The sequence below is a fragment of the Rhodococcus rhodochrous genome (assembly GCF_014854695.1).
In the GTDB taxonomy this organism is placed as follows: domain Bacteria; phylum Actinomycetota; class Actinomycetes; order Mycobacteriales; family Mycobacteriaceae; genus Rhodococcus.
Genome location: NZ_CP027557.1, coordinates 3,140,883 through 3,158,224 on the forward strand (window position 1 = coordinate 3,140,883; position 17,342 = coordinate 3,158,224).

The window sequence follows — 17,342 nt, forward strand, 5'->3', positions numbered from 1 at the left end:
CGGAGGGGTGGCACCCACCGGCGTCCCATTCGGCATTTCCACGATTTCCGTACGGTCCGAAATACTGCCTCGTGTCCTTCGACCCTGCTTCGCGCATATTCCCGTGACGCTCGGGGTACCTGTGTCAGGGTTTGGAAACACAGCCGACCACGGGAGGAACCACATGCTCGTCCGGAGAATTGCGCGGCCCATGCTCGCGTCCATCTTCATCGCCGGGGGTATCGACGCCCTGCGGAAGCCCGAGCCGAAAGCAGGTGCCGCGCAGCCCGGGCTCGATCAGGCTGTGAACGCCTTGCCGGCGTCGATCACCGACCGGCTCCCCAGCAATCCCGAGACTCTCGTCCAGATCAACGCCGCAGTGCAGATCGGCGCCGGGACCCTGTTCGCACTCGGCAAGGCGCCTCGCCTGTCCGCTCTCGCCCTGATCGGCAGCCTTGTGCCGACAACCGTTGCGGGACACGACTTCTGGAACGTCGAAGACCCCGATGCCCGCGCCCAGCAACGCACCCAGCTCATCAAGAACGTGAGCCTGATGGGTGGTCTGCTCATCGCCGCCGTGGACACCGAGGGCAAGCCGTCGCTCGGCTGGCGGAGCCGTCGCGCCGCGCGTGCCGCGCAGAAGTCGGTGGCCGCCGCGCTGCCGAGCCATTCCTCGGACGGCCACACCGCCGAAGCGCTGCACACCGTCGCCGAGCGGGTGAAGGCGCTGACCGAGGAAGCCGGCGAGCAGGGCGGCCACTTCCTGGAGATCGCCAAGGAACGGGCACCCGAACTCGCGGAGGCGGCGCGCGAGCGGGGCAGCGGACTGCTCGAGGTCGCCCGCGACCGCGGCCCGGTGCTGACCGAGCGTGCGCGCGATCGCAGCGCCGAGATCCTCGGTGTCGCGCGGGAACGCGCCCCCGAACTCGCCGAGGGCGCCCGCGAACGCGGCACCGAACTGCTCGGGCTGGCGCGTGAGCGCACCCCCGAACTCGCCGACGTCGCCCGCAAGCGTGGCTCGAAGCTGTGGGACACCACGGTCGATCGCAGCTCGGAATGGGCCAAGCTCGCCGAGGAGCAGTCCGCGATCCTGAACGCTCGGGCTCACGTCGCCGCGGAGAAGGCCCGTCTGCGTGCCGAGGCCGCGCGCAAGCAGGGCACGAAGGCGGAGAAGAAGCTCGCGAAGAACCTGAAGGCGCTCGAGAAGAGCATCGAGAAGAAGAAGTAGTCCGGTACGGCACAGTGGTGCGGGCGTGCGTGAGAATCGCACGCCCGCACTGCTGTGATCAGGCTTTCTGCCCGTTTCCCTCCTGCGGCGACTAGACTTCTCGGGCACTTTCGTCGACGCGTCACCTCTGCGGCGGCGAGCGATTTCGTCATGTCTATCCCCGAGGAGTCCCTGTGCCGGTTGATGGCGCGTCCCATCCGGAGCTCGATCGCGAGCAGGCCTACGTGGCGATGCTCTACACGCATCTCGACGGTCTGCGCGAGTACGCGAAGACCCGGCTGGCCCGCGTGCTGCGCGAGACCGGAGGCACCCCTCAGGCGCGCAGCGAACGCGAGTCGTACACCCACATGTACACCGAGGACATCGCGAAGTACGACGCCGCCGAGCACGGCCTGTGCTTCGGCCGCATCGACGTGCGGGACGACGGGACGGACACCTCCGGACCCACGACGGAGGACGGCGCGGAGATCCGCTACATCGGCCGCCTCGGCATCCTCGACGAGGACAACGACTACGAGTCGCTGCTGCTCGACTGGCGCGCGCCGCAGGCGCGTCCGTTCTACCTCGCGACCCCCGCCGCGCCCGACGGTGTCGTGCTGCGTCGCCACATCCGCAGCCGCGGCCGCTCCGTCACCGCACTGCACGACGAGTACCTCGACCTCGACGCCGCCCTCGAGCACGCCGACACCCCGCCGGCCGGTGGCGTGGCCGGAGAATCCGCGCTGCTTGCCGCTCTGAACGCCGCGCGCACCGGGCAGATGCACGACATCGTGGCGACGATCCAGGCCGAGCAGGACGCGGTCATCCGGTCCGAGCATCGCAGTGTCCTCGTCGTCCAGGGCGGTCCGGGCACCGGCAAGACCGCGGTCGCGCTGCACCGCGCGGCCTACCTGCTCTACACCTACCGAAAGCAGCTGGCCAAGAGCGGCGTGCTCGTCGTGGGCCCGAACAGCCGCTTCCTCGACTACATCGGTCAGGTGCTGCCCTCGCTCGGTGAGACCGGCGTGCTGCTGTCGACGGTCGGGGATCTGTATCCGGGGGTCACGCCGACCGTCGAGGACGATCCCGTGGCCGGCGAGCTCAAGGGCTCCCTGGACATGGTGAAGGTGCTCGAGAAGGCCGTCCGCGACCGGCAGGAGGTGCCCCGCTCCCCCGTGCAGCTGAGCTTCGACACCTACGCGCTCACCCTCGACCGCAAGATGGTGACCCGCGCGCGGGGTCGCGCCCGGTCGTCCCGCCGACCCCACAACCTGGCCCGGCCGATCTTCGTGAACGGGGTCATCGACGCCCTGGCCGACCAGCTCGCCGGGATCATCGGATCCAATCCGCTCGGCGGCGCGAACCTGTTGAGCCGGGAGGACATCCACGACATCCGGTCCGAGATGCGTTCGGACCCCGACATCGTCGCTGCGATCGACGCGTTGTGGCCGGAACTGTCCCCGCAGCAGGTGCTCTCGGATCTGCTCGCCTCCCGCGACCGGATCGCGTCGGCGGCTCCGGCCCTGACCGACGAGCAGATCGACGCGCTGCACCGCCCCGACGCACCGGGGCATTTCAGCGCCGCCGACGCTCCCCTGCTCGACGAGCTCGCCGAACTGCTCGGTGTGGACGACGCCGCCGAACGCGAACGCGCGAAGCGACGCTGGCGCAAGCAGATCGCCGACGCGCAGGGTGCACTCGACATCCTCACCGGTTCGGCACCGCAGGATCTCGAGGACGACCTCGATCCCGAACTGCTCATGGCGTACGACCTGATCGATGCCACCCAGCTCGCCGAACGACAGAACCACCGCCGCCACGAAACCACCGCGGAGCGGGCGGCCGGCGATCGCACCTGGACGTACGGCCACGTGATCGTCGACGAGGCGCAGGAGTTGTCGGCGATGGCGTGGCGAACGATCATGCGCCGCATCCCGAATCGCTGGATGACCCTGGTGGGCGACACCGCGCAGACCGGGGATCCGGCGGGAACCGAGTCGTGGCAGCAGATCCTCGAACCGTACGTCGCGAACCGGTGGAAGAAGACCGAACTGACGGTCAACTACCGCACGCCGGCGGAAATCATGCAGATCGCGCACGCAGTGCTCGCGGAGATCGATCCCGACCAGGTGCCACCGCAGTCGGTGCGCGAGTCCGGTTTCGAGCCGTGGGCGCAGCACGTCGACGCGGACGCGGTGCTCACCACCGTGCAGGCCGCTCTCGACGCCGAGACCGGCCCGGGCACGACGGCCGTGCTCGTTCCGGCGCGGCTCGTGGGTGCGTGGGAGCATCTCGCGTCCGAGTCGGTCACGGTCGCGACCGTCAAGGAGGTCAAGGGCCTCGAGTTCGACGCGGTGCTGCTCGTCGAACCGGCCGAGATCCTCACCGATTCCTCACGCGGGATGAACGACCTGTACGTGGCGCTGACCCGCGCCACCCAGCGTCTCGGGGTGGTGCACTCGGAGCCGTTACCGGACGTGCTGACCGGTCTCGCCGCACCGACACACTGCTGAGGCGACACGGTCGAGCCGACACGGTCGAGCCGACACGGTCGAGCCGACACCGTCGAGCCCACCCACGACCGGTCACCGGACGGTACCGTCCTTCGGGGCAGGGAGACGGGACGGATCATCCGCGGAGGGAACGAACACGTGGCCTATCGGGCAGCGCACCACCGGATACGTCGAGCGGGGTGCGCGGCGTTCGCGGCGCTGAGCGGGTTCCTCGTCTCCGCCGCATGCGGATCGGTGACGCCGACCCAGGACGAAGCGCAAGCTGCGACATCCACGACGTCGATCGCCCCCACCTCGTCGACGCCGCCCGACGCGCGTTTTCTGCGGGTGAGGGAGGCACTGGACGCGTTCGGTCTGGTCGCCGACGTCAACGACGACACGGTGCTGGCGGTGGTGCGTGGGGTGTGCGACCAGTTGAGCGCGGGCGTGCCGGAGCACGACGTCCTCGTCACACTCCGGCCGATCGCCGCCTATGCCGCGGGCGCCTCGGGGTCGCGGATGTCGGCGGACGACGCCGCCGCGCGCTACCTCGAGACCGCCCGCGAAGAGTACTGCTGATCCGTCAGCGGACGGTGTGCACCACCAGTACGTCGCACAGGGCCTTGCGGGCGACGTCCGAGGGGACGGAGCCGAGCAGGCGCCCGGTCAGCGTGTTGAGGCCGCGGTTGCCGATGACGATGAGATCGGCGTCGACCTCCTCGACGAGCGTGAGGAGCGATTCGACGGGAGCGCCGACGATGGGTCGCTCGGTGATCTTGCGGGCACCGGCCACGGTCGCCTTCTCCCGTGCGGTGCGCAGGATCTCGTAGGTCGGTGCCGAGCCGGTGACCTGGTATGCCTCGTCGCGCAGCGCGTCGGCGGCCTGCGCGGTGTCCTTGGGGTCGGCCGGGTAGTAGGCGCAGGCGATCACCAGTTGGGCGCCGGCGTCGCCGGCCAGAGCAGCTGCCTTCTCCACGGCCCGATACGACGATTCGGAACCGTCGGTTCCGACGACTATGGTCCGGTAGGCGCTCATTCATCCTCCATCGAGTGTGTGGTCCATCGACGCGTGCCGTCGATGCCGTCGTCGACGGAGGACACGCACGCTCCCCCGCCATACGCTGCGTCGACAGTAGCGGGATGGGCGGCCCGGGTGGGACGTTTGGGTCTCATCCCACAATCGCGTTTGATGTTACCGCGCGTCACCGTAACGCGGGCCGAAGAGACCGGCGGGGAACACCTCGGCGTCGACGAAGGCGTCGCGCCACGGCAACGCGAGGTCGAGCAGACGCTCCACACCGTCGTCACCGAGCGCAATCCACGGCGCGACCGCGAGGTCGTCGGTGAGATCTTCGACGAGCTCACGCACCTCGAATCCTTCGCCGGTGAGCTCGCCACGCTTGTCGAGCAGCCCGCGCCCGCGCAGTTCCTTCTCGGCGTCCGCCCACTCGTCCCGCGACCAGCCACGCAGCTTCCGGGCCGGATCGGTGTCGAACCCGATACCGGTCGCCGTGTGGGTGACGAGCGCATCGAGACCCGCCAGTCCCGCGGTCTGCAGCGCCGCGACATGACCGTCGCCGCGATACTCGCGCAACAGCGTCAGGGCGTGCCACAGCCGCAGGTGCGCCACCTCGGGCCAGGGCAGGTCGGCGTGGGCGGCGTAGAGCGGGCGCCCGTCGGGACCGGGGATCGCCCGCGCCGCGGTTGCCGCGAGCTCCGCAGCCTCGCTCATCTCCGCAGAATCGAGCACGTCCTGCCCGAGGACCCGCCGGTGGAGAGCGTCGAGTCCGCGCAACCGCGCCGCGATGATCGCGGCCGGTTCGGCGCTCTGCCACACGGCCGGGACGGCCGATGCCACCAGGCGGGGCGAGAAGCTGTAGAACGTCGCCGTCACCACCCCGGGGCCGACAGCACCCAGAGGTGCCGCGCGTCCACCGAAGTACTGCGCAGCCGGTCCGTCGACACCCAGCGCGGCGAGTTCGCTCGCGATGTCCGGCGCGAAGTAGACGACCGCGTGCAGCAGTTCGAATGCGCGGGCAGCACGCCCGGCCGAAGTGGGATCCATGGGAAGCGACCCTACCGAGTCGCCGGCGCCGACCGGGGCGGGTGACTACTTCAGGCCCGCGGCGTCCATCCCGCGTAGTTCCTTCTTCAGATCGGAGATCTCGTCGCGGAGCCGTGCGGCCAACTCGAACTGCAGGTCGCGGGCGGCCTGCATCATCTGGTCGGTGAGCTGCTGCACGAGATCGGCGAGCTCGGCGCGCGGCATCGTCGAGGTGTCGCGACCTTCCACGACACCGGAGCTGACGGCCCGCCTGGACTCGCCCTGGGCTCGGCGACCACGCGAGGCGTTGCGGCCGGAGCCGCCCACCTCGACGGCCTCGGTGTCCTCGGCCTCCTGATAGACCTGGTCGAGGATGTCGGCGATCTTCTTGCGCAGCGGCTTCGGATCGAGACCGTGTTCGGTGTTGTAGGCGATCTGCTTCTCGCGACGCCGTTCGGTCTCCTCGATGGCCCGCGCCATCGAGTCGGTGATCTTGTCGGCGTACATGTGCACTTCGCCGGAGACGTTGCGGGCCGCGCGGCCGATGGTCTGGATCAGCGAGGTCGTCGACCGCAGGAAGCCTTCCTTGTCGGCGTCGAGGATCGCCACCAGCGACACCTCGGGGAGGTCGAGACCCTCACGAAGCAGGTTGATGCCGACGAGCACGTCGTATTCACCCAGACGCAGCTGTCGCAGCAGTTCGACCCGGCGCAGGGTGTCGATGTCGGAGTGCAGATAGCGCACCCGGATACCGAGTTCGAGCAGGTAGTCGGTGAGGTCCTCGGCCATCTTCTTGGTGAGCGTGGTGACGAGGACACGTTCGTCGCGCTCGGCGCGTTCGCGGATCTCGTGCACGAGATCGTCGATCTGACCCTTGGTGGGCTTGACGACGACCTGCGGGTCGACGAGGCCGGTGGGGCGGATGACCTGCTCGACGAACTCGCCGCCGGTCTGCCCGAGCTCGTACGGGCCGGGGGTGGCCGACAGGTAGACCGTCTGCCCGATGCGGGCGGCGAACTCCTCCCAGGTCAGGGGCCGGTTGTCGACCGCCGACGGGAGACGGAAACCGAAGTCGACGAGGTTGCGCTTGCGCGACATGTCGCCCTCGTACATCGCGCCGATCTGCGGCACGGTGACGTGCGACTCGTCGATGACCAGGAGGAAGTCCTCCGGGAAGTAGTCGATGAGCGTCGCCGGCGCGGACCCGGCGGGGCGTCCGTCGATGTGACGGGAGTAGTTCTCGATGCCGGAGCAGAAGCCGACCTGCCGGATCATCTCGATGTCGTACTGGGTGCGCATGCGCAGACGCTGAGCCTCGAGCAGCTTGCCGCGGTTCTCCAGATCGGCCAGGCGCTCCTCGAGTTCGGCCTCGATGCTCGCGACGGCGCGTTCCATGCGCTCGGGGCCGGCCACGTAGTGGGTCGCCGGGAAGATGCGCAGGGAGTCGACCTTGCGCACGACATCGCCCGTGAGTGGGTGCAGGTAGTACAGCGCGTCGATCTCGTCGCCGAAGAACTCGATCCGCACGGCGAGTTCCTCGTAGGCGGGGATGATGTCGACGGTGTCGCCCTTGACGCGGAACGATCCGCGGGTGAACGCCATGTCGTTGCGGGCGTACTGGACGTCGACGAGCAGGCGCAGCAGCGCGTCGCGCGGCACTTCCACACCGACCTCGAGCTGGATGGACCGGTCGAGATAGGACTGCGGGGTACCGAGACCGTAGATGCACGAGACGGACGCGACCACCACGACGTCGCGGCGGGACAGCAGCGACGAGGTGGCGGAGTGCCGCAGCCGCTCGACGTCGTCGTTGATCGACGAGTCCTTCTCGATGTAGGTGTCGGTCTGCGCGATGTACGCCTCGGGCTGGTAGTAGTCGTAGTACGACACGAAGTACTCGACCGCGTTGTTGGGCAACATGTCTCGCAGCTCGTTGGCGAGCTGCGCGGCGAGGGTCTTGTTGGGCGCCATCACGAGGGTGGGTCGCTGGACGCGTTCGATGAGCCACGCGGTGGTGGCGGACTTGCCGGTACCGGTGGCACCGAGCAGGACGACGTCCTTCTCCCCCGACTTCAGCCGACGCTCGAGCTCGTCGATGGCGGCGGGCTGATCGCCGGCCGGTTCGTACTCGCTGACGACCTCGAAGCGGGCCTCGGTGCGCTCGATCTCACCCACCGGCCGGAACTCGGAGTGTGCGACGACGGGATGTTCACTTGCGAACGCCATGGAATCCAGAGTAAGCGCTCCCACCGACACACATCGTGGTCCTGCGTGCGGCACGGTTCGCCCGCTAGCGTGCATCCCGTGCCCGCGACCCCGCATCCCGTGAAGACCGAGACGTTCGACGTCGCCGCGAAGACCAACATCGACCCGAAGGGCTTCGTGCGCGCGGTCGACGAGTACCGCGTCGAGGAGTGGGGGCTGTACATGGCGCGACCGTCCGACCACCCGCAGTTCCATTATCTCGAATCGTGGTTGCTGCCGGACCTGCGCCTGCGGGCCTCGATCTTCCACTTCACCCCGGGCAACGAACGCGACCAGGACCGGTACGTCGACGTCGGCGAGTTCCGGCGCGACGGCGATGTCTGGTACTCCCACGACCACTATCTCGACCTGATCGTCCGCACCGGTCGCGACACCGCCGTCGAGGACATCGACGAACTGGTCGTCGCGGTCACCGCCGGCATGATCGACGCGGCCACGGCCGAGACCGCGATCGACACGGCGCTGCGGGCGGTGGACGGCATTGCCGCGCAGGGTCACGATCTCGACGCGTGGCTCCGCGAGCGGGGCGCGCCCGTCCGCTGGCGCTGAGCACTCGCTCTTCCGCGCCGGCACCGCGACCCCGAAGATCCGATCCTCAGATCCTCAGTGCAGGATCCCCTCCCGCAACGCGCGCAGGACCGCATTCGTGCGGTCCCGCGCGCCGAGTTTGAGCAAGATCGACGACACGTGGTTCTTCACCGTGCCCTCGGCGAGGAACAGCGCTTCGGCGATCGTGCGGTTGCCGAAGCCTTCCGCCATCAATCGCAGCACTTCGACTTCGCGTGCGGTCAAGTCCTGTACGCCGACGGTGTCGTCGGGCAGCGGGGCGGACCTGATGGCGCGCAGCAGCCGGTCGGTGATCGAGGGCGCGACGAGCGTGCCTCCCTCGTCGAGGGTCCGCACTGCACGGGTGAGCTGGTCCAAGGTCACGTCCTTGAGCAGATATCCGCGAGCACCGGCCCGCAGCGCCGCGAGGACGAGTTGGTCGTCGTCGAAGGTCGTGAGCACGAGCACAGGAATCTCGATGCCCTGCTCGCGCAGGCGGTCGAGTGTCCAGATGCCGTCGGCACCGGGCATACGCAGGTCGAGGAGCACCACGTCCGGGGATGTCACGACGATGACCTCGAGCGCGACCCGCCCATCGTCCGCTTCAGCGACCACCTCGAAGCCCGCCATCTCCAGCAGGGTGCGGATACCCTGCCGTACGAGGGTCTGATCGTCGACCACCACGAGACGGGTCACGGCGCAGGCACCCGGGCCGTCACGCGGAATCCCCGACTCCCGTCGACGGTCACTTCTCCGCCAAGCGCCTCGAATCGCTCGGACAGCCCTCGCAAGCCGTTCCCGATCACCGGCGTGCGGGCACCGGATCCGTCGTCGACGGCCGACATGGCCGTCCCCCTGCCGTCACCGGTCACGGCGACCCGGAGTTCGCGGGCGTCGGCGTGGCGGAGGGTGTTGGTGACGATCTCCTGCAACGCCCGCACGAAGGCGACGACTTCCTCGTCCCCCACCCGCACTTCGGGATCGACGGCGATCGACACGTCCAGGCCGGGGAGGTCGTGCGCCACCCGGTGCAGGGCGTCCGCGAGATCGCGTGGTTCGGCGCGCAACTCCCCCACTGTGTTCCGGACGTCGGAGAGGAGTGCGCGCGCGACCCCGGCCGCACGCTCGACGTGCTCGTGTGCGCCGTCGCCGTCTCGATGGCGAGCGGCCTCGAGTTCGAGGGCGAGCACCGTGAGCTGGTGGCCGATCAGATCGTGGAGGTCGCGGGAGATCCGCAGGCGTTCGGCGGTGCGCGCCGATTCGGCCAGCAGCACCGTCGCGGCCCGTAGGTCGACGTGGGTTTCGGTGAGTTCCCGGCGCATGCGCTGTTCCCGGAGCAGCGACACCGATCCGAAGACGGTGGCGAACTGGATCAGCAGGTAGAAGCCGACCATCAGGGGGATCTCGCCGGCCGCACCCGGGATCGCGGCGGACGCGGCGAGCACGACCGTGTTCAGCGCGACGATCGTCAGCGCCACCTGCACCGGCACCAGATAGACGCTCACCGCGGCGGTGACGACCAGCAGGATCGGAAGCAGTCCCATCGCCGGGGCGGTCGCAACGACGGCCCACGACGATCCGACGGCGACCGCGAGTGCGAAACGGGCTCTCCGCGAGCGCTGTTCGATCACCGCTGCCCAGAACAACGCCGTCACGGTGACGACGAACAGCGCGGCCCACACGCCCCTGGGGATCCTCGGGGTCGCGGCTCCGAACAACACCGGAAGTCCCACGGCCACCACGATCACGAGCATCGCCAGGCCCGACAGCTCGTCTGCAGTCCATCGACGCACATCACCACTGTAGGGCTCGGTGACCTCGTGGGGGCGTGCCGAAAGTCATGGGCGCCGATCCCGACTTTCGGCACGCGCGCCGCGGAAGCGTCCACTCGTAGCGTCGAGGACATGGACGGTCTCCAGAACGAGCAGGGCACACCGGCGATCGTCGCCGAGCACCTCTGCAAGCGCTACGGCAATACGGTCGCCGTACACGATGTGAGCGTGACGGTCGGCATCGGTGAGACCGTCGGAATCGTGGGTGTGAACGGCGCCGGAAAGACGACCACGGTCGAGACGATCGCCGGATTGCGGGCACCCGACGGCGGCAGGGTGCGCGTGCTCGGTCTCGATCCACTGCGGGATCGGACGGCGCTGCGGCAGGTGCTCGGCGTCCAACTGCAACGGGCGACCCTCCACCACGCGCTGACCGCGCGGGAACTCGTCGACCTGTACCGCAGCTTCTACCCCGACCCTGTCCCGGCCGCGGAACTCCTGGACTCGGTCGAACTGTCCGATCGGGGCGACACGCGGTTCGAGAATCTCTCCGGCGGTCAGCAGCAACGATTGTCGGTGGCACTCGCTCTCGTCGGCAGGCCTCGCGTGGTCGTCCTCGACGAACTCACCACCGGTCTCGACCCGCGAGCGCGGCGCCGGATGTGGTCGGCGATCGAACGGTTGCGCGCCGACGGCGTCGCGGTTCTGCTGGTCAGCCACGCGATGGAGGAGATCGAGCATCTGTGCGACCGGGTCGTGCTGTTGGACCGCGGACGCGTCGTCGCGGTCGGCACGCCTGCGGGGATCGTCGAGAGCGCCGGGGCCGCCGACCTGGACGACGCCTTCGTCGCACTCACCGGCCGGGACCTCGGGGAGACGCGATGACCGCCTCGAGGACTCACCGCCCGGGCGCCACGGCATGGCTGATGCTGGTCCGCTGCGAAGCGAAGATGGTGATGCGGGACACCGCCGGGCTCATCGTGCCGGTCGGGTTGCCGTTGCTGATCCTGGCGATGAGTGCGTCGACAGCGAGCACCGAGACGGTGGTGAACGAGCGCACGGTGCTCGAGGTGTTCGTCCTGCCCTTGGTGATCGCGATCGTGGTCGCCACGATCGGTCTCGTCAACATGCCGAGTTTTCTCGCCTACTACCGGCTTTCGGGCATCCTACGGAGGCTGTCCGTCACGCCCGCCTCACCCGCGATGATGCTCGTCGGCCAGGTCGTGGTCGGCGCCGTGCAGACGCTGCTCGGTGTCGGTGCGGCTCTGCTCGCGGCATTCTCGTTCTTCGGTGCTCGCCCTCCCGTCGATCCGTTCGCGGCGGTCGGAGTCTTCGCTCTGGTCATGGGAGCGATGTATGCCGTGGGGATGATCGTCGCGGCGATCGCGCCGACTCCCAACGCAGCGGTGGCGATCGGACTCGTCGTCTTCTTCGCCCTGGGAGCATGCGGCGGGTTGTTCGGCAGTCCCGATGCGCTACCCGATCCGGTCGCGCAGGTCGGGGGGTGGCTGCCCTTCGGGGCCTCCGTCGAGGCGTTGTCGGCGGCATGGGCCGGCACCGCGATCGCACCCGCGAACCTCATCGGTCTCGCCGCCGCGATCGGGGTGGGCGCGGCGGTCGCCGCGACGGTCTTCCGGTGGGATCGTTCGTGACGGCGGGCCGACCGCGCAGGTGCCGCGCGTGATCTGCCGAGCAAGTTCTTTTGCAGCTCTGCCGATTCGGGTGCTCAGCGCGGCACCGGCCCCGAAGTCCTCGATCGCGGCGAACACCCCCGTGGGCACGACGAGCGCGCAGGTAGCTCAGCAGGGGACGACGATGCGGCGGGTCATCGGGCCTCCGCCTCTTCCGGCACGAGGTCGACGCGGGCCGGGATCACCTGCCGGTGCGCCGAGTCGGCTCCCTGCGCGGCGAGCGTGCTGTGTGTGGGCGGGTCGGACGGCACGTGGGCGGGGCGACGGCGTTCGAATTCCGTTCGCAGCACGGGCACGACCTCTCGCCCGAGGATCTCGATCTGCTCGAGCACGACGTCGAGCGGCAGGCCGGCGTGGTCCATGAGGAACAGCTGACGCTGATAGTCGCCGGCGTAGTCGGCGAAACCGAGCGTGCGTTCGACGACCTGCTCGGGTGTGCCGACGGTCAGCGGTGTCATCGTCGAGAAGTCCTCGAGCGACGGGCCGTGACCGTAGACGGGAGCGTTGTCGAAATAGGGACGGAAGATCCGCTTCGCCTCGGCCTCGGTCTCCGCCATGAACACCTGGCCGCCGAGCCCGACGATGGCCTGGTCTGCGGCGCCGTGACCGTACTGCTCGAACCGCTGCCGATAGAGGGCGATCATCTGCTGGATGTGTTCCTTGTTCCAGAAGATGTTGTTGTGGAAGAAGCCGTCGCCGTAGAAGGCGGCCTGCTCGGCGATCTCGGGCGAACGGATGGAGCCGTGCCAGACGAAGGGCGGGGTGTCGTCGAGCGGCCACGGGGTGGAGGTGTAGCCGTGCAGCGGTGTGCGGAACTTGCCCTCCCAGTCGACGACGCGTTCGCGCCAGAGCCGTCGCAGCAGGTGGTAGTTCTCGATGGCGAGCGGGATGCCCTGCCGGATGTCCTTGCCGAACCACGGGTAGACCGGTCCGGTGTTCCCGCGTCCCATCATGAGGTCGACGCGGCCGCCGGAGAGGTGCTGCAGCATCGCGAAGTCCTCGGCGATCTTCACCGGGTCGTTGGTGGTGATGAGGGTGGTCGCGGTCGAGAGGATGAGCTTCTCGGTCCTCGCGGCGATCCAGCCGAGCATCGTCGTCGGCGAGGACGGGACGAAGGGTGGATTGTGGTGCTCGCCGGACGCGAAGACGTCCAGACCCACCTCCTCGGCCTTCAGCGCGATCTTCGTCATCGCGACGATGCGCTCGTGTTCGGTGGGGACCCGGCCCGTCGTGGGGTCGCGCGTGACGTCGCCGATGGTGAAGATGCCGAACTGCACGGTCGAACCTCCGTCAAGTAGTTGAACTGTCAACTACTCTAACGGACGGAGCGTCCGGAAGATTCCCGGGCGGGTCTCCGCCCGGGATCCGGACTCCCTAGGCCGACCAGCCGGTGCTCTCGGCCCACTCCCACGCGCGATGATGCGCCCGGTCGAACCACGGTGCCTTGAGCGCCGCGTAGGTCGCGGCCGCCTCGGCAGGATCCGACTTCTGTGCCGCTTCAGTGGCGGCATCGGCCTTGAGGTCGGCGTACTCGCGCCTCGCGGTGTCGACCGCGGACAGCCAGTCGCGCAGCAGCAACGCGAACTGCTGGGCGGGCCAGCCGTCCACCCGGACCGCCACCCGCGCCGGACGACCGGGATCGGCGCTGCCGTGCAACCGCATCTCCCAGACCGCCGGGTCGGTCTCTCCCCCGGCACCGTAGGACGGCTTCGGTTCGTCGGTCACCACATCGTCGATGCCCGGGAAGCCCGCAGCGGCCAGCGCGGGTGCGAGCGCGTCGGCGGCCGCGAGGTCGCCGACGGTGATCTGCAGGTCGATGACGTCGACGGCGGCCAGGCCGGGCACCGCGGTGGAGCCCACGTGGTCGATGCGCTTGGCTGCGCCTCCGGCTGCGAGGGCCAGCCGGGCGATGAGCCGCTGCGCCTGTCGATGCCACTCCTCGCGCGCGGGCACGAGCACCGGATCAACCCCGACCACCGTGCCGGTGCGCAGATTCTTCTCGAACGGCACCAGGCGGTCGTTCCACAGCGTCCGGACCTGTTCGACCAGCACCTGCTGATCACCGGTGTTGTCGAGCCACACATCGGCGACCTCGCGCCGCTGTTCCTCCGTCGCCTGCGCCGCGATCCGCGCGCGGGCGTCCGCCTCGGGCATGCCGCGCAGTTCGACGAGGCGCCGGATCCGCTCCGTCTCGTCGGCATGCACGACGGCGACGAGGTGGAAGGCCGGCGCCATCCCGCCCTCGACGAGCAGCGGGATGTCCTGCACGACCACCGCGTCGTCGGGCGCAGCGGCGACCAGCTCGGCGGTACGGCGCCCGACCCGGGGATGGGTGATGGCGTTGAGAACCGCGCGGGCATCCTCGCTGGCGAACGCTTTCGCCGCCAGGGCCGGGCGGTCGAGGGTGCCGTCGGGCTGCAGGATGTCCCCACCGAAGGCGTCGACGAGCTCGGCGAGTCCCTCGGAGCCGGGAGCCACGATCTCCCGGGCGACGACATCGGAGTCGACGATCACCGCCCCGAGTTCGACAAGCTCCTTGGCGACGGTCGACTTGCCCGCGCCGATTCCTCCGGTCAACCCCATTCGCAGCACGCTGCCCAGTCTCGCATCAGCGCGTCGCCGAGGCATCTTCGCGGTCCCTACGACGCCTCGCGCATCGTCGGTCCCGACAGCGCGACGACATACTCGCCCGTCTGCTCATCGAAGTCGACCGTGTACACCGTCGGGTAGTAGCCGGTCCGCCGGTAGGACGACGGTTGTTTCAGGACCTCCCGCGGGGACGGCTTCGTCGCCGGCCACTCCCGCGTCATCATCGGCTCGATGAAGATGAACTCCCCGTCCCACGACCCGGCAGCCGCGCCGCGCGCTCCGCGAACTCGGGTGCGGCGGCCGAGGGTGGCGCGGGCCGCGACGACCGCCGCCGCCACGAGCGCCCCCTGCAGGCCGGCGACGAAGCCCTCCGGTGACCCGCCGGGCAACAGCGATTCGGCGGACAGGAACACCTCGAGGACGATCCGTGTCGAGGTGTGTGGACCTCGGACACGGTGCACCGCGTCGCTTGGGACGAACCGGGTGCACTTCTCGGACCGCTCGGGAGTCACCGACATCTCCCCGTCGGAGCGGCCAGGGATCACACGCCGATCACGGCAGGGTCACGGGGCGGTCGCAGCACCGCTCGGGAACCGGACACACCCCCTCCTACCTGGGGCAAATGCGGAGAATTCGACGTCGTGTCCGATATCGTCGTTGCGAAGCGTCCGTCCCGGCTCGTCCGGAGCATTCGAGAAGGCAGGCCATGCGATCCTCCACCTCCACCACAGGTCGGCATCGCCTCGGCATGGAAAACGGTGTTCACTGCATCCTCATCCCCGAGGTCGCTGCCGCCCTCGCCGAGCACCGGCGGAACTGGTTCACCGCGCTGCTGACGAACGCGCGCCACAGCCACGCCGCGATGCGCAAGCGGGCGACGGCCCTGCCCGCACAGTGGGCCACTCCCGCCGTGGGGTGATCTCGCCCTGAGCTGAACGCCTGCTGTCCAGAACGAACGAAGACCGGCCCCCTCCGTTGCGGAGGGGGCCGGTCTCGTCGTGTTCCGGGAGCCGCTGCGCCCGAGCACCGATGCCGCTGTAGAACGCGGACGGCCCCGCACCGAATGGTGCGGGGCCGTCCGTGGAACCCTGTGTCAGGCGTTGCCCGACAGCTTCTCGCGCAGAGCGGCGAGCTGGGCGTCGCTCGCGAGCGATCCGCCGCCGGTCTCCGGAGCAGCCTCGGCACCCGATTCGGACGAGTAGTTGCCACCGGACACGCCGGCCGCAGCCTCGGCAGCCTCGTCGGCAGCCATCTTCTCGATCTGAGCGGTGTGCATCTTGTGGCGACGCTCGGCCTCCGCGTAGCGGGACTCCCACTCCTCACGCTGCTTCTCGTAGCCCTCGAGCCATTCGTTGGTCTCGGGATCGAAGCCCTCGGGGAAGATGTAGTTGCCCTGCTCGTCGTAGCTGTCGGCCATGCCGTACTTCGACGGATCGAACTCGGCGGTGTAGTCCTCGTTCGCCTGCTTCAGCGACAGCGAGATACGACGACGCTCGAGGTCGATGTCGATGACCTTGACCATCGCGTCGTCGCCGACGGCAACGACCTGGTCCGGGACCTCGACGTGGCGCTCGGCCAGCTCGGAGATGTGGACGAGGCCTTCGATGCCCTCCTCGACGCGGACGAACGCGCCGAACGGAACGAGCTTGGTGACCTTGCCCGGCACGATCTGACCGATCGCGTGGGTGCGGGCGAACTGACGCCACGGGTCTTCCTGCGTCGCCTTGAGCGACAGGGAGACACGCTCGCGGTCGAGATCGACGTCGAGAACCTCGACGGTGACCTCGGTGCCGACCTCGACGACCTCGGACGGGTGGTCGATGTGCTTCCAGGACAGCTCGGAGACGTGCACGAGGCCGTCGACACCGCCGAGATCGACGAAGGCGCCGAAGTTGACGATGGAGGACACGACGCCCTTGCGGACCTGGCCCTTCTGGAGCTGGTGCAGGAACTCGCTGCGGACCTCGGACTGGGTCTGCTCGAGCCATGCGCGGCGCGACAGGACCACGTTGTTGCGGTTCTTGTCGAGCTCGATGATCTTGGCCTCGATCTCCTTGCCGACGTACGGCTGGAGGTCGCGGACGCGACGCATCTCGACGAGCGACGCGGGCAGGAAGCCACGCAGGCCGATGTCGAGGATCAGGCCGCCCTTGACGACCTCGATGACGGTGCCCTTGACGGCCTCGTCCTTCTCCTTGAGCTCCTCGATCGTGCCCCAGGCGCGCTCGTACTGAGCACGCTTCTTGGACAGGATCAGACGGCCTTCCTTGTCCTCCTTGGTGAGAACAAGAGCCTCGACCTCATCGCCCACCGACACGACCTCGTTGGGGTCGACATCGTGCTTGATGGAGAGCTCGCGGGACGGGATGACGCCTTCGGTCTTGTAACCGATGTCGAGCAGCACCTCGTCGCGATCGACCTTGACGATGGTGCCCTCGACGATGTCGCCATCGTTGAAGTACTTGATCGTGGCGTCGATGGCGGCGAGGAAATCCTCGGCGGAGCCGATGTCGTTGACGGCTACCTGCGGCGAGGTGACGGTGGTGGAGGCCATGTGTTGAGTTGCTCCGGACGGGTTGATAGTCGGTTGGTCAAATTCGGTCGGGCACGTGAAACACCCACTGCGATACGGCGATGTGCGAGTCACGGCGAGTTCCTCGCTCGGCCCTGAAGCCGCGCTGCGGACACTCGCGATCACCAGGCTACGCGTCTCGAGGGGACCCGGGCAAACCGATATCGGGACCGCTCCCCCGCACC

The 17,342-nt window shown here is 68.8% G+C and carries 16 protein-coding genes and 1 pseudogene; 7 read left to right on the forward strand and 10 right to left on the reverse strand.

Translation table 11 applies throughout. The features are described 5' to 3' along the window. Positions 1 to 163 precede the first annotated feature (163 nt). The 3 genes from C6Y44_RS14605 to C6Y44_RS14615 all read left to right on the forward strand — a co-directional run bounded on the left by C6Y44_RS14605 (position 164) and on the right by C6Y44_RS14615 (position 4,257). Positions 164 to 1,207 carry a DoxX family protein gene (locus tag C6Y44_RS14605; protein WP_174247030.1) on the forward strand — a complete coding sequence of 348 codons (1,044 nt, stop codon included), beginning with the start codon at positions 164 to 166 and terminating at the stop codon, positions 1,205 to 1,207. A 173-nt stretch (positions 1,208 to 1,380) separates the two neighbouring features. Continuing rightward, on the forward strand, positions 1,381 to 3,699 hold the full coding sequence (locus tag C6Y44_RS14610) for a HelD family protein (protein ID WP_159418121.1): 2,319 nt from the start codon (positions 1,381 to 1,383) through the stop codon (positions 3,697 to 3,699). Between the two features lie 138 nt (positions 3,700 to 3,837). Next, positions 3,838 to 4,257 (forward strand): DUF732 domain-containing protein, encoded by a 420-nt coding sequence (locus C6Y44_RS14615; RefSeq protein ID WP_120283039.1) that lies wholly within the window; start codon positions 3,838 to 3,840, stop codon positions 4,255 to 4,257. Between the two features lie 4 nt (positions 4,258 to 4,261). Here C6Y44_RS14615 and C6Y44_RS14620 read toward each other — a convergent pair whose 3' ends face one another. The 3 genes from C6Y44_RS14620 to uvrB all read right to left on the reverse strand — a co-directional run bounded on the left by C6Y44_RS14620 (position 4,262) and on the right by uvrB (position 7,948). Then, the gene (locus tag C6Y44_RS14620; protein WP_059381080.1) at positions 4,262 to 4,714 is read right to left on the reverse strand and encodes a universal stress protein; all 453 of its coding nucleotides are present in this window, start codon (positions 4,712 to 4,714) and stop codon (positions 4,262 to 4,264) included. A gap of 156 nt (positions 4,715 to 4,870) precedes the next feature. Next, positions 4,871 to 5,743 (reverse strand): SCO6745 family protein, encoded by an 873-nt coding sequence (locus C6Y44_RS14625; protein WP_159418120.1) that lies wholly within the window; start codon positions 5,741 to 5,743, stop codon positions 4,871 to 4,873. 45 nt (positions 5,744 to 5,788) lie between these two features. Beyond that, positions 5,789 to 7,948 carry an excinuclease ABC subunit UvrB gene (gene uvrB / locus C6Y44_RS14630; protein ID WP_159418119.1) on the reverse strand — a complete coding sequence of 720 codons (2,160 nt, stop codon included), beginning with the start codon at positions 7,946 to 7,948 and terminating at the stop codon, positions 5,789 to 5,791. Positions 7,949 to 8,017: 69 nt separating this feature from the next. Between uvrB and C6Y44_RS14635 the strand changes: the two genes are divergently transcribed. Continuing rightward, positions 8,018 to 8,536 carry a DUF402 domain-containing protein gene (locus C6Y44_RS14635; RefSeq protein ID WP_159418118.1) on the forward strand — a complete coding sequence of 173 codons (519 nt, stop codon included), beginning with the start codon at positions 8,018 to 8,020 and terminating at the stop codon, positions 8,534 to 8,536. A 54-nt stretch (positions 8,537 to 8,590) separates the two neighbouring features. Here C6Y44_RS14635 and C6Y44_RS14640 read toward each other — a convergent pair whose 3' ends face one another. Both C6Y44_RS14640 and C6Y44_RS14645 read right to left on the reverse strand, forming a co-directional pair. Then, the gene (locus C6Y44_RS14640) at positions 8,591 to 9,229 is read right to left on the reverse strand and encodes a response regulator (RefSeq protein ID WP_159418117.1); all 639 of its coding nucleotides are present in this window, start codon (positions 9,227 to 9,229) and stop codon (positions 8,591 to 8,593) included. Then, positions 9,226 to 10,326, reverse strand: coding sequence for a sensor histidine kinase (locus tag C6Y44_RS14645; protein WP_225623571.1), 1,101 nt, complete (start codon positions 10,324 to 10,326; stop codon positions 9,226 to 9,228). The genes C6Y44_RS14640 and C6Y44_RS14645 overlap by 4 nt, the downstream gene beginning before the upstream one ends. A 111-nt stretch (positions 10,327 to 10,437) precedes the next feature. Between C6Y44_RS14645 and C6Y44_RS14650 the strand changes: the two genes are divergently transcribed. Both C6Y44_RS14650 and C6Y44_RS14655 read left to right on the forward strand, forming a co-directional pair. Beyond that, positions 10,438 to 11,190, forward strand: coding sequence for an ABC transporter ATP-binding protein (locus tag C6Y44_RS14650; protein ID WP_159418116.1), 753 nt, complete (start codon positions 10,438 to 10,440; stop codon positions 11,188 to 11,190). Continuing rightward, positions 11,187 to 11,957: an ABC transporter permease gene (locus C6Y44_RS14655; protein ID WP_159418115.1), complete on the forward strand. Its 771-nt coding sequence runs from the start codon at positions 11,187 to 11,189 to the stop codon at positions 11,955 to 11,957. The genes C6Y44_RS14650 and C6Y44_RS14655 overlap by 4 nt, the downstream gene beginning before the upstream one ends. Positions 11,958 to 11,974: 17 nt before the next feature. Here C6Y44_RS14655 and C6Y44_RS28135 read toward each other — a convergent pair. From C6Y44_RS28135 to C6Y44_RS14670, 4 genes and pseudogenes are all read right to left on the reverse strand, one after another. Then, positions 11,975 to 12,117, reverse strand: a pseudogene (locus C6Y44_RS28135) (oxidoreductase); the annotation flags it as partial. Positions 12,118 to 12,130: 13 nt separating this feature from the next. Continuing rightward, positions 12,131 to 13,273 carry an LLM class flavin-dependent oxidoreductase gene (locus tag C6Y44_RS14660; RefSeq protein WP_159418114.1) on the reverse strand — a complete coding sequence of 381 codons (1,143 nt, stop codon included), beginning with the start codon at positions 13,271 to 13,273 and terminating at the stop codon, positions 12,131 to 12,133. A gap of 97 nt (positions 13,274 to 13,370) precedes the next feature. Continuing rightward, the gene (gene coaE, locus C6Y44_RS14665) at positions 13,371 to 14,588 is read right to left on the reverse strand and encodes a dephospho-CoA kinase (protein WP_192378477.1); all 1,218 of its coding nucleotides are present in this window, start codon (positions 14,586 to 14,588) and stop codon (positions 13,371 to 13,373) included. Between the two features lie 47 nt (positions 14,589 to 14,635). Further along, the gene (locus C6Y44_RS14670) at positions 14,636 to 14,998 is read right to left on the reverse strand and encodes a hypothetical protein (RefSeq protein WP_192378478.1); all 363 of its coding nucleotides are present in this window, start codon (positions 14,996 to 14,998) and stop codon (positions 14,636 to 14,638) included. Positions 14,999 to 15,291: 293 nt separating this feature from the next. On the opposite strand from C6Y44_RS14670, the gene C6Y44_RS14675 reads away from it, so the two are divergent. Beyond that, on the forward strand, positions 15,292 to 15,504 hold the full coding sequence (locus C6Y44_RS14675; RefSeq protein ID WP_016934979.1) for a hypothetical protein: 213 nt from the start codon (positions 15,292 to 15,294) through the stop codon (positions 15,502 to 15,504). A gap of 174 nt (positions 15,505 to 15,678) precedes the next feature. Here C6Y44_RS14675 and rpsA read toward each other — a convergent pair whose 3' ends face one another. Further along, positions 15,679 to 17,139: a 30S ribosomal protein S1 gene (gene rpsA / locus C6Y44_RS14680; RefSeq protein ID WP_016691436.1), complete on the reverse strand. Its 1,461-nt coding sequence runs from the start codon at positions 17,137 to 17,139 to the stop codon at positions 15,679 to 15,681. Positions 17,140 to 17,342 lie beyond the last annotated feature (203 nt).

Coding starts and splice junctions, on each gene's coding strand:
- C6Y44_RS14605 (WP_174247030.1), top strand. CDS start 164: ATGCTCGTCCGGAGAATTGCGCGGCCCATGCTCGCGTCCATCTTCATC.
- rpsA (WP_016691436.1), bottom strand. CDS start 17,139: ATGGCCTCCACCACCGTCACCTCGCCGCAGGTAGCCGTCAACGACATC.
- C6Y44_RS14675 (WP_016934979.1), top strand. CDS start 15,292: ATGCGATCCTCCACCTCCACCACAGGTCGGCATCGCCTCGGCATGGAA.
- C6Y44_RS14625 (WP_159418120.1), bottom strand. CDS start 5,743: ATGGATCCCACTTCGGCCGGGCGTGCTGCCCGCGCATTCGAACTGCTG.
- C6Y44_RS14620 (WP_059381080.1), bottom strand. CDS start 4,714: ATGAGCGCCTACCGGACCATAGTCGTCGGAACCGACGGTTCCGAATCG.
- C6Y44_RS14650 (WP_159418116.1), top strand. CDS start 10,438: ATGGACGGTCTCCAGAACGAGCAGGGCACACCGGCGATCGTCGCCGAG.
- C6Y44_RS14655 (WP_159418115.1), top strand. CDS start 11,187: ATGACCGCCTCGAGGACTCACCGCCCGGGCGCCACGGCATGGCTGATG.
- uvrB (WP_159418119.1), bottom strand. CDS start 7,948: ATGGCGTTCGCAAGTGAACATCCCGTCGTCGCACACTCCGAGTTCCGG.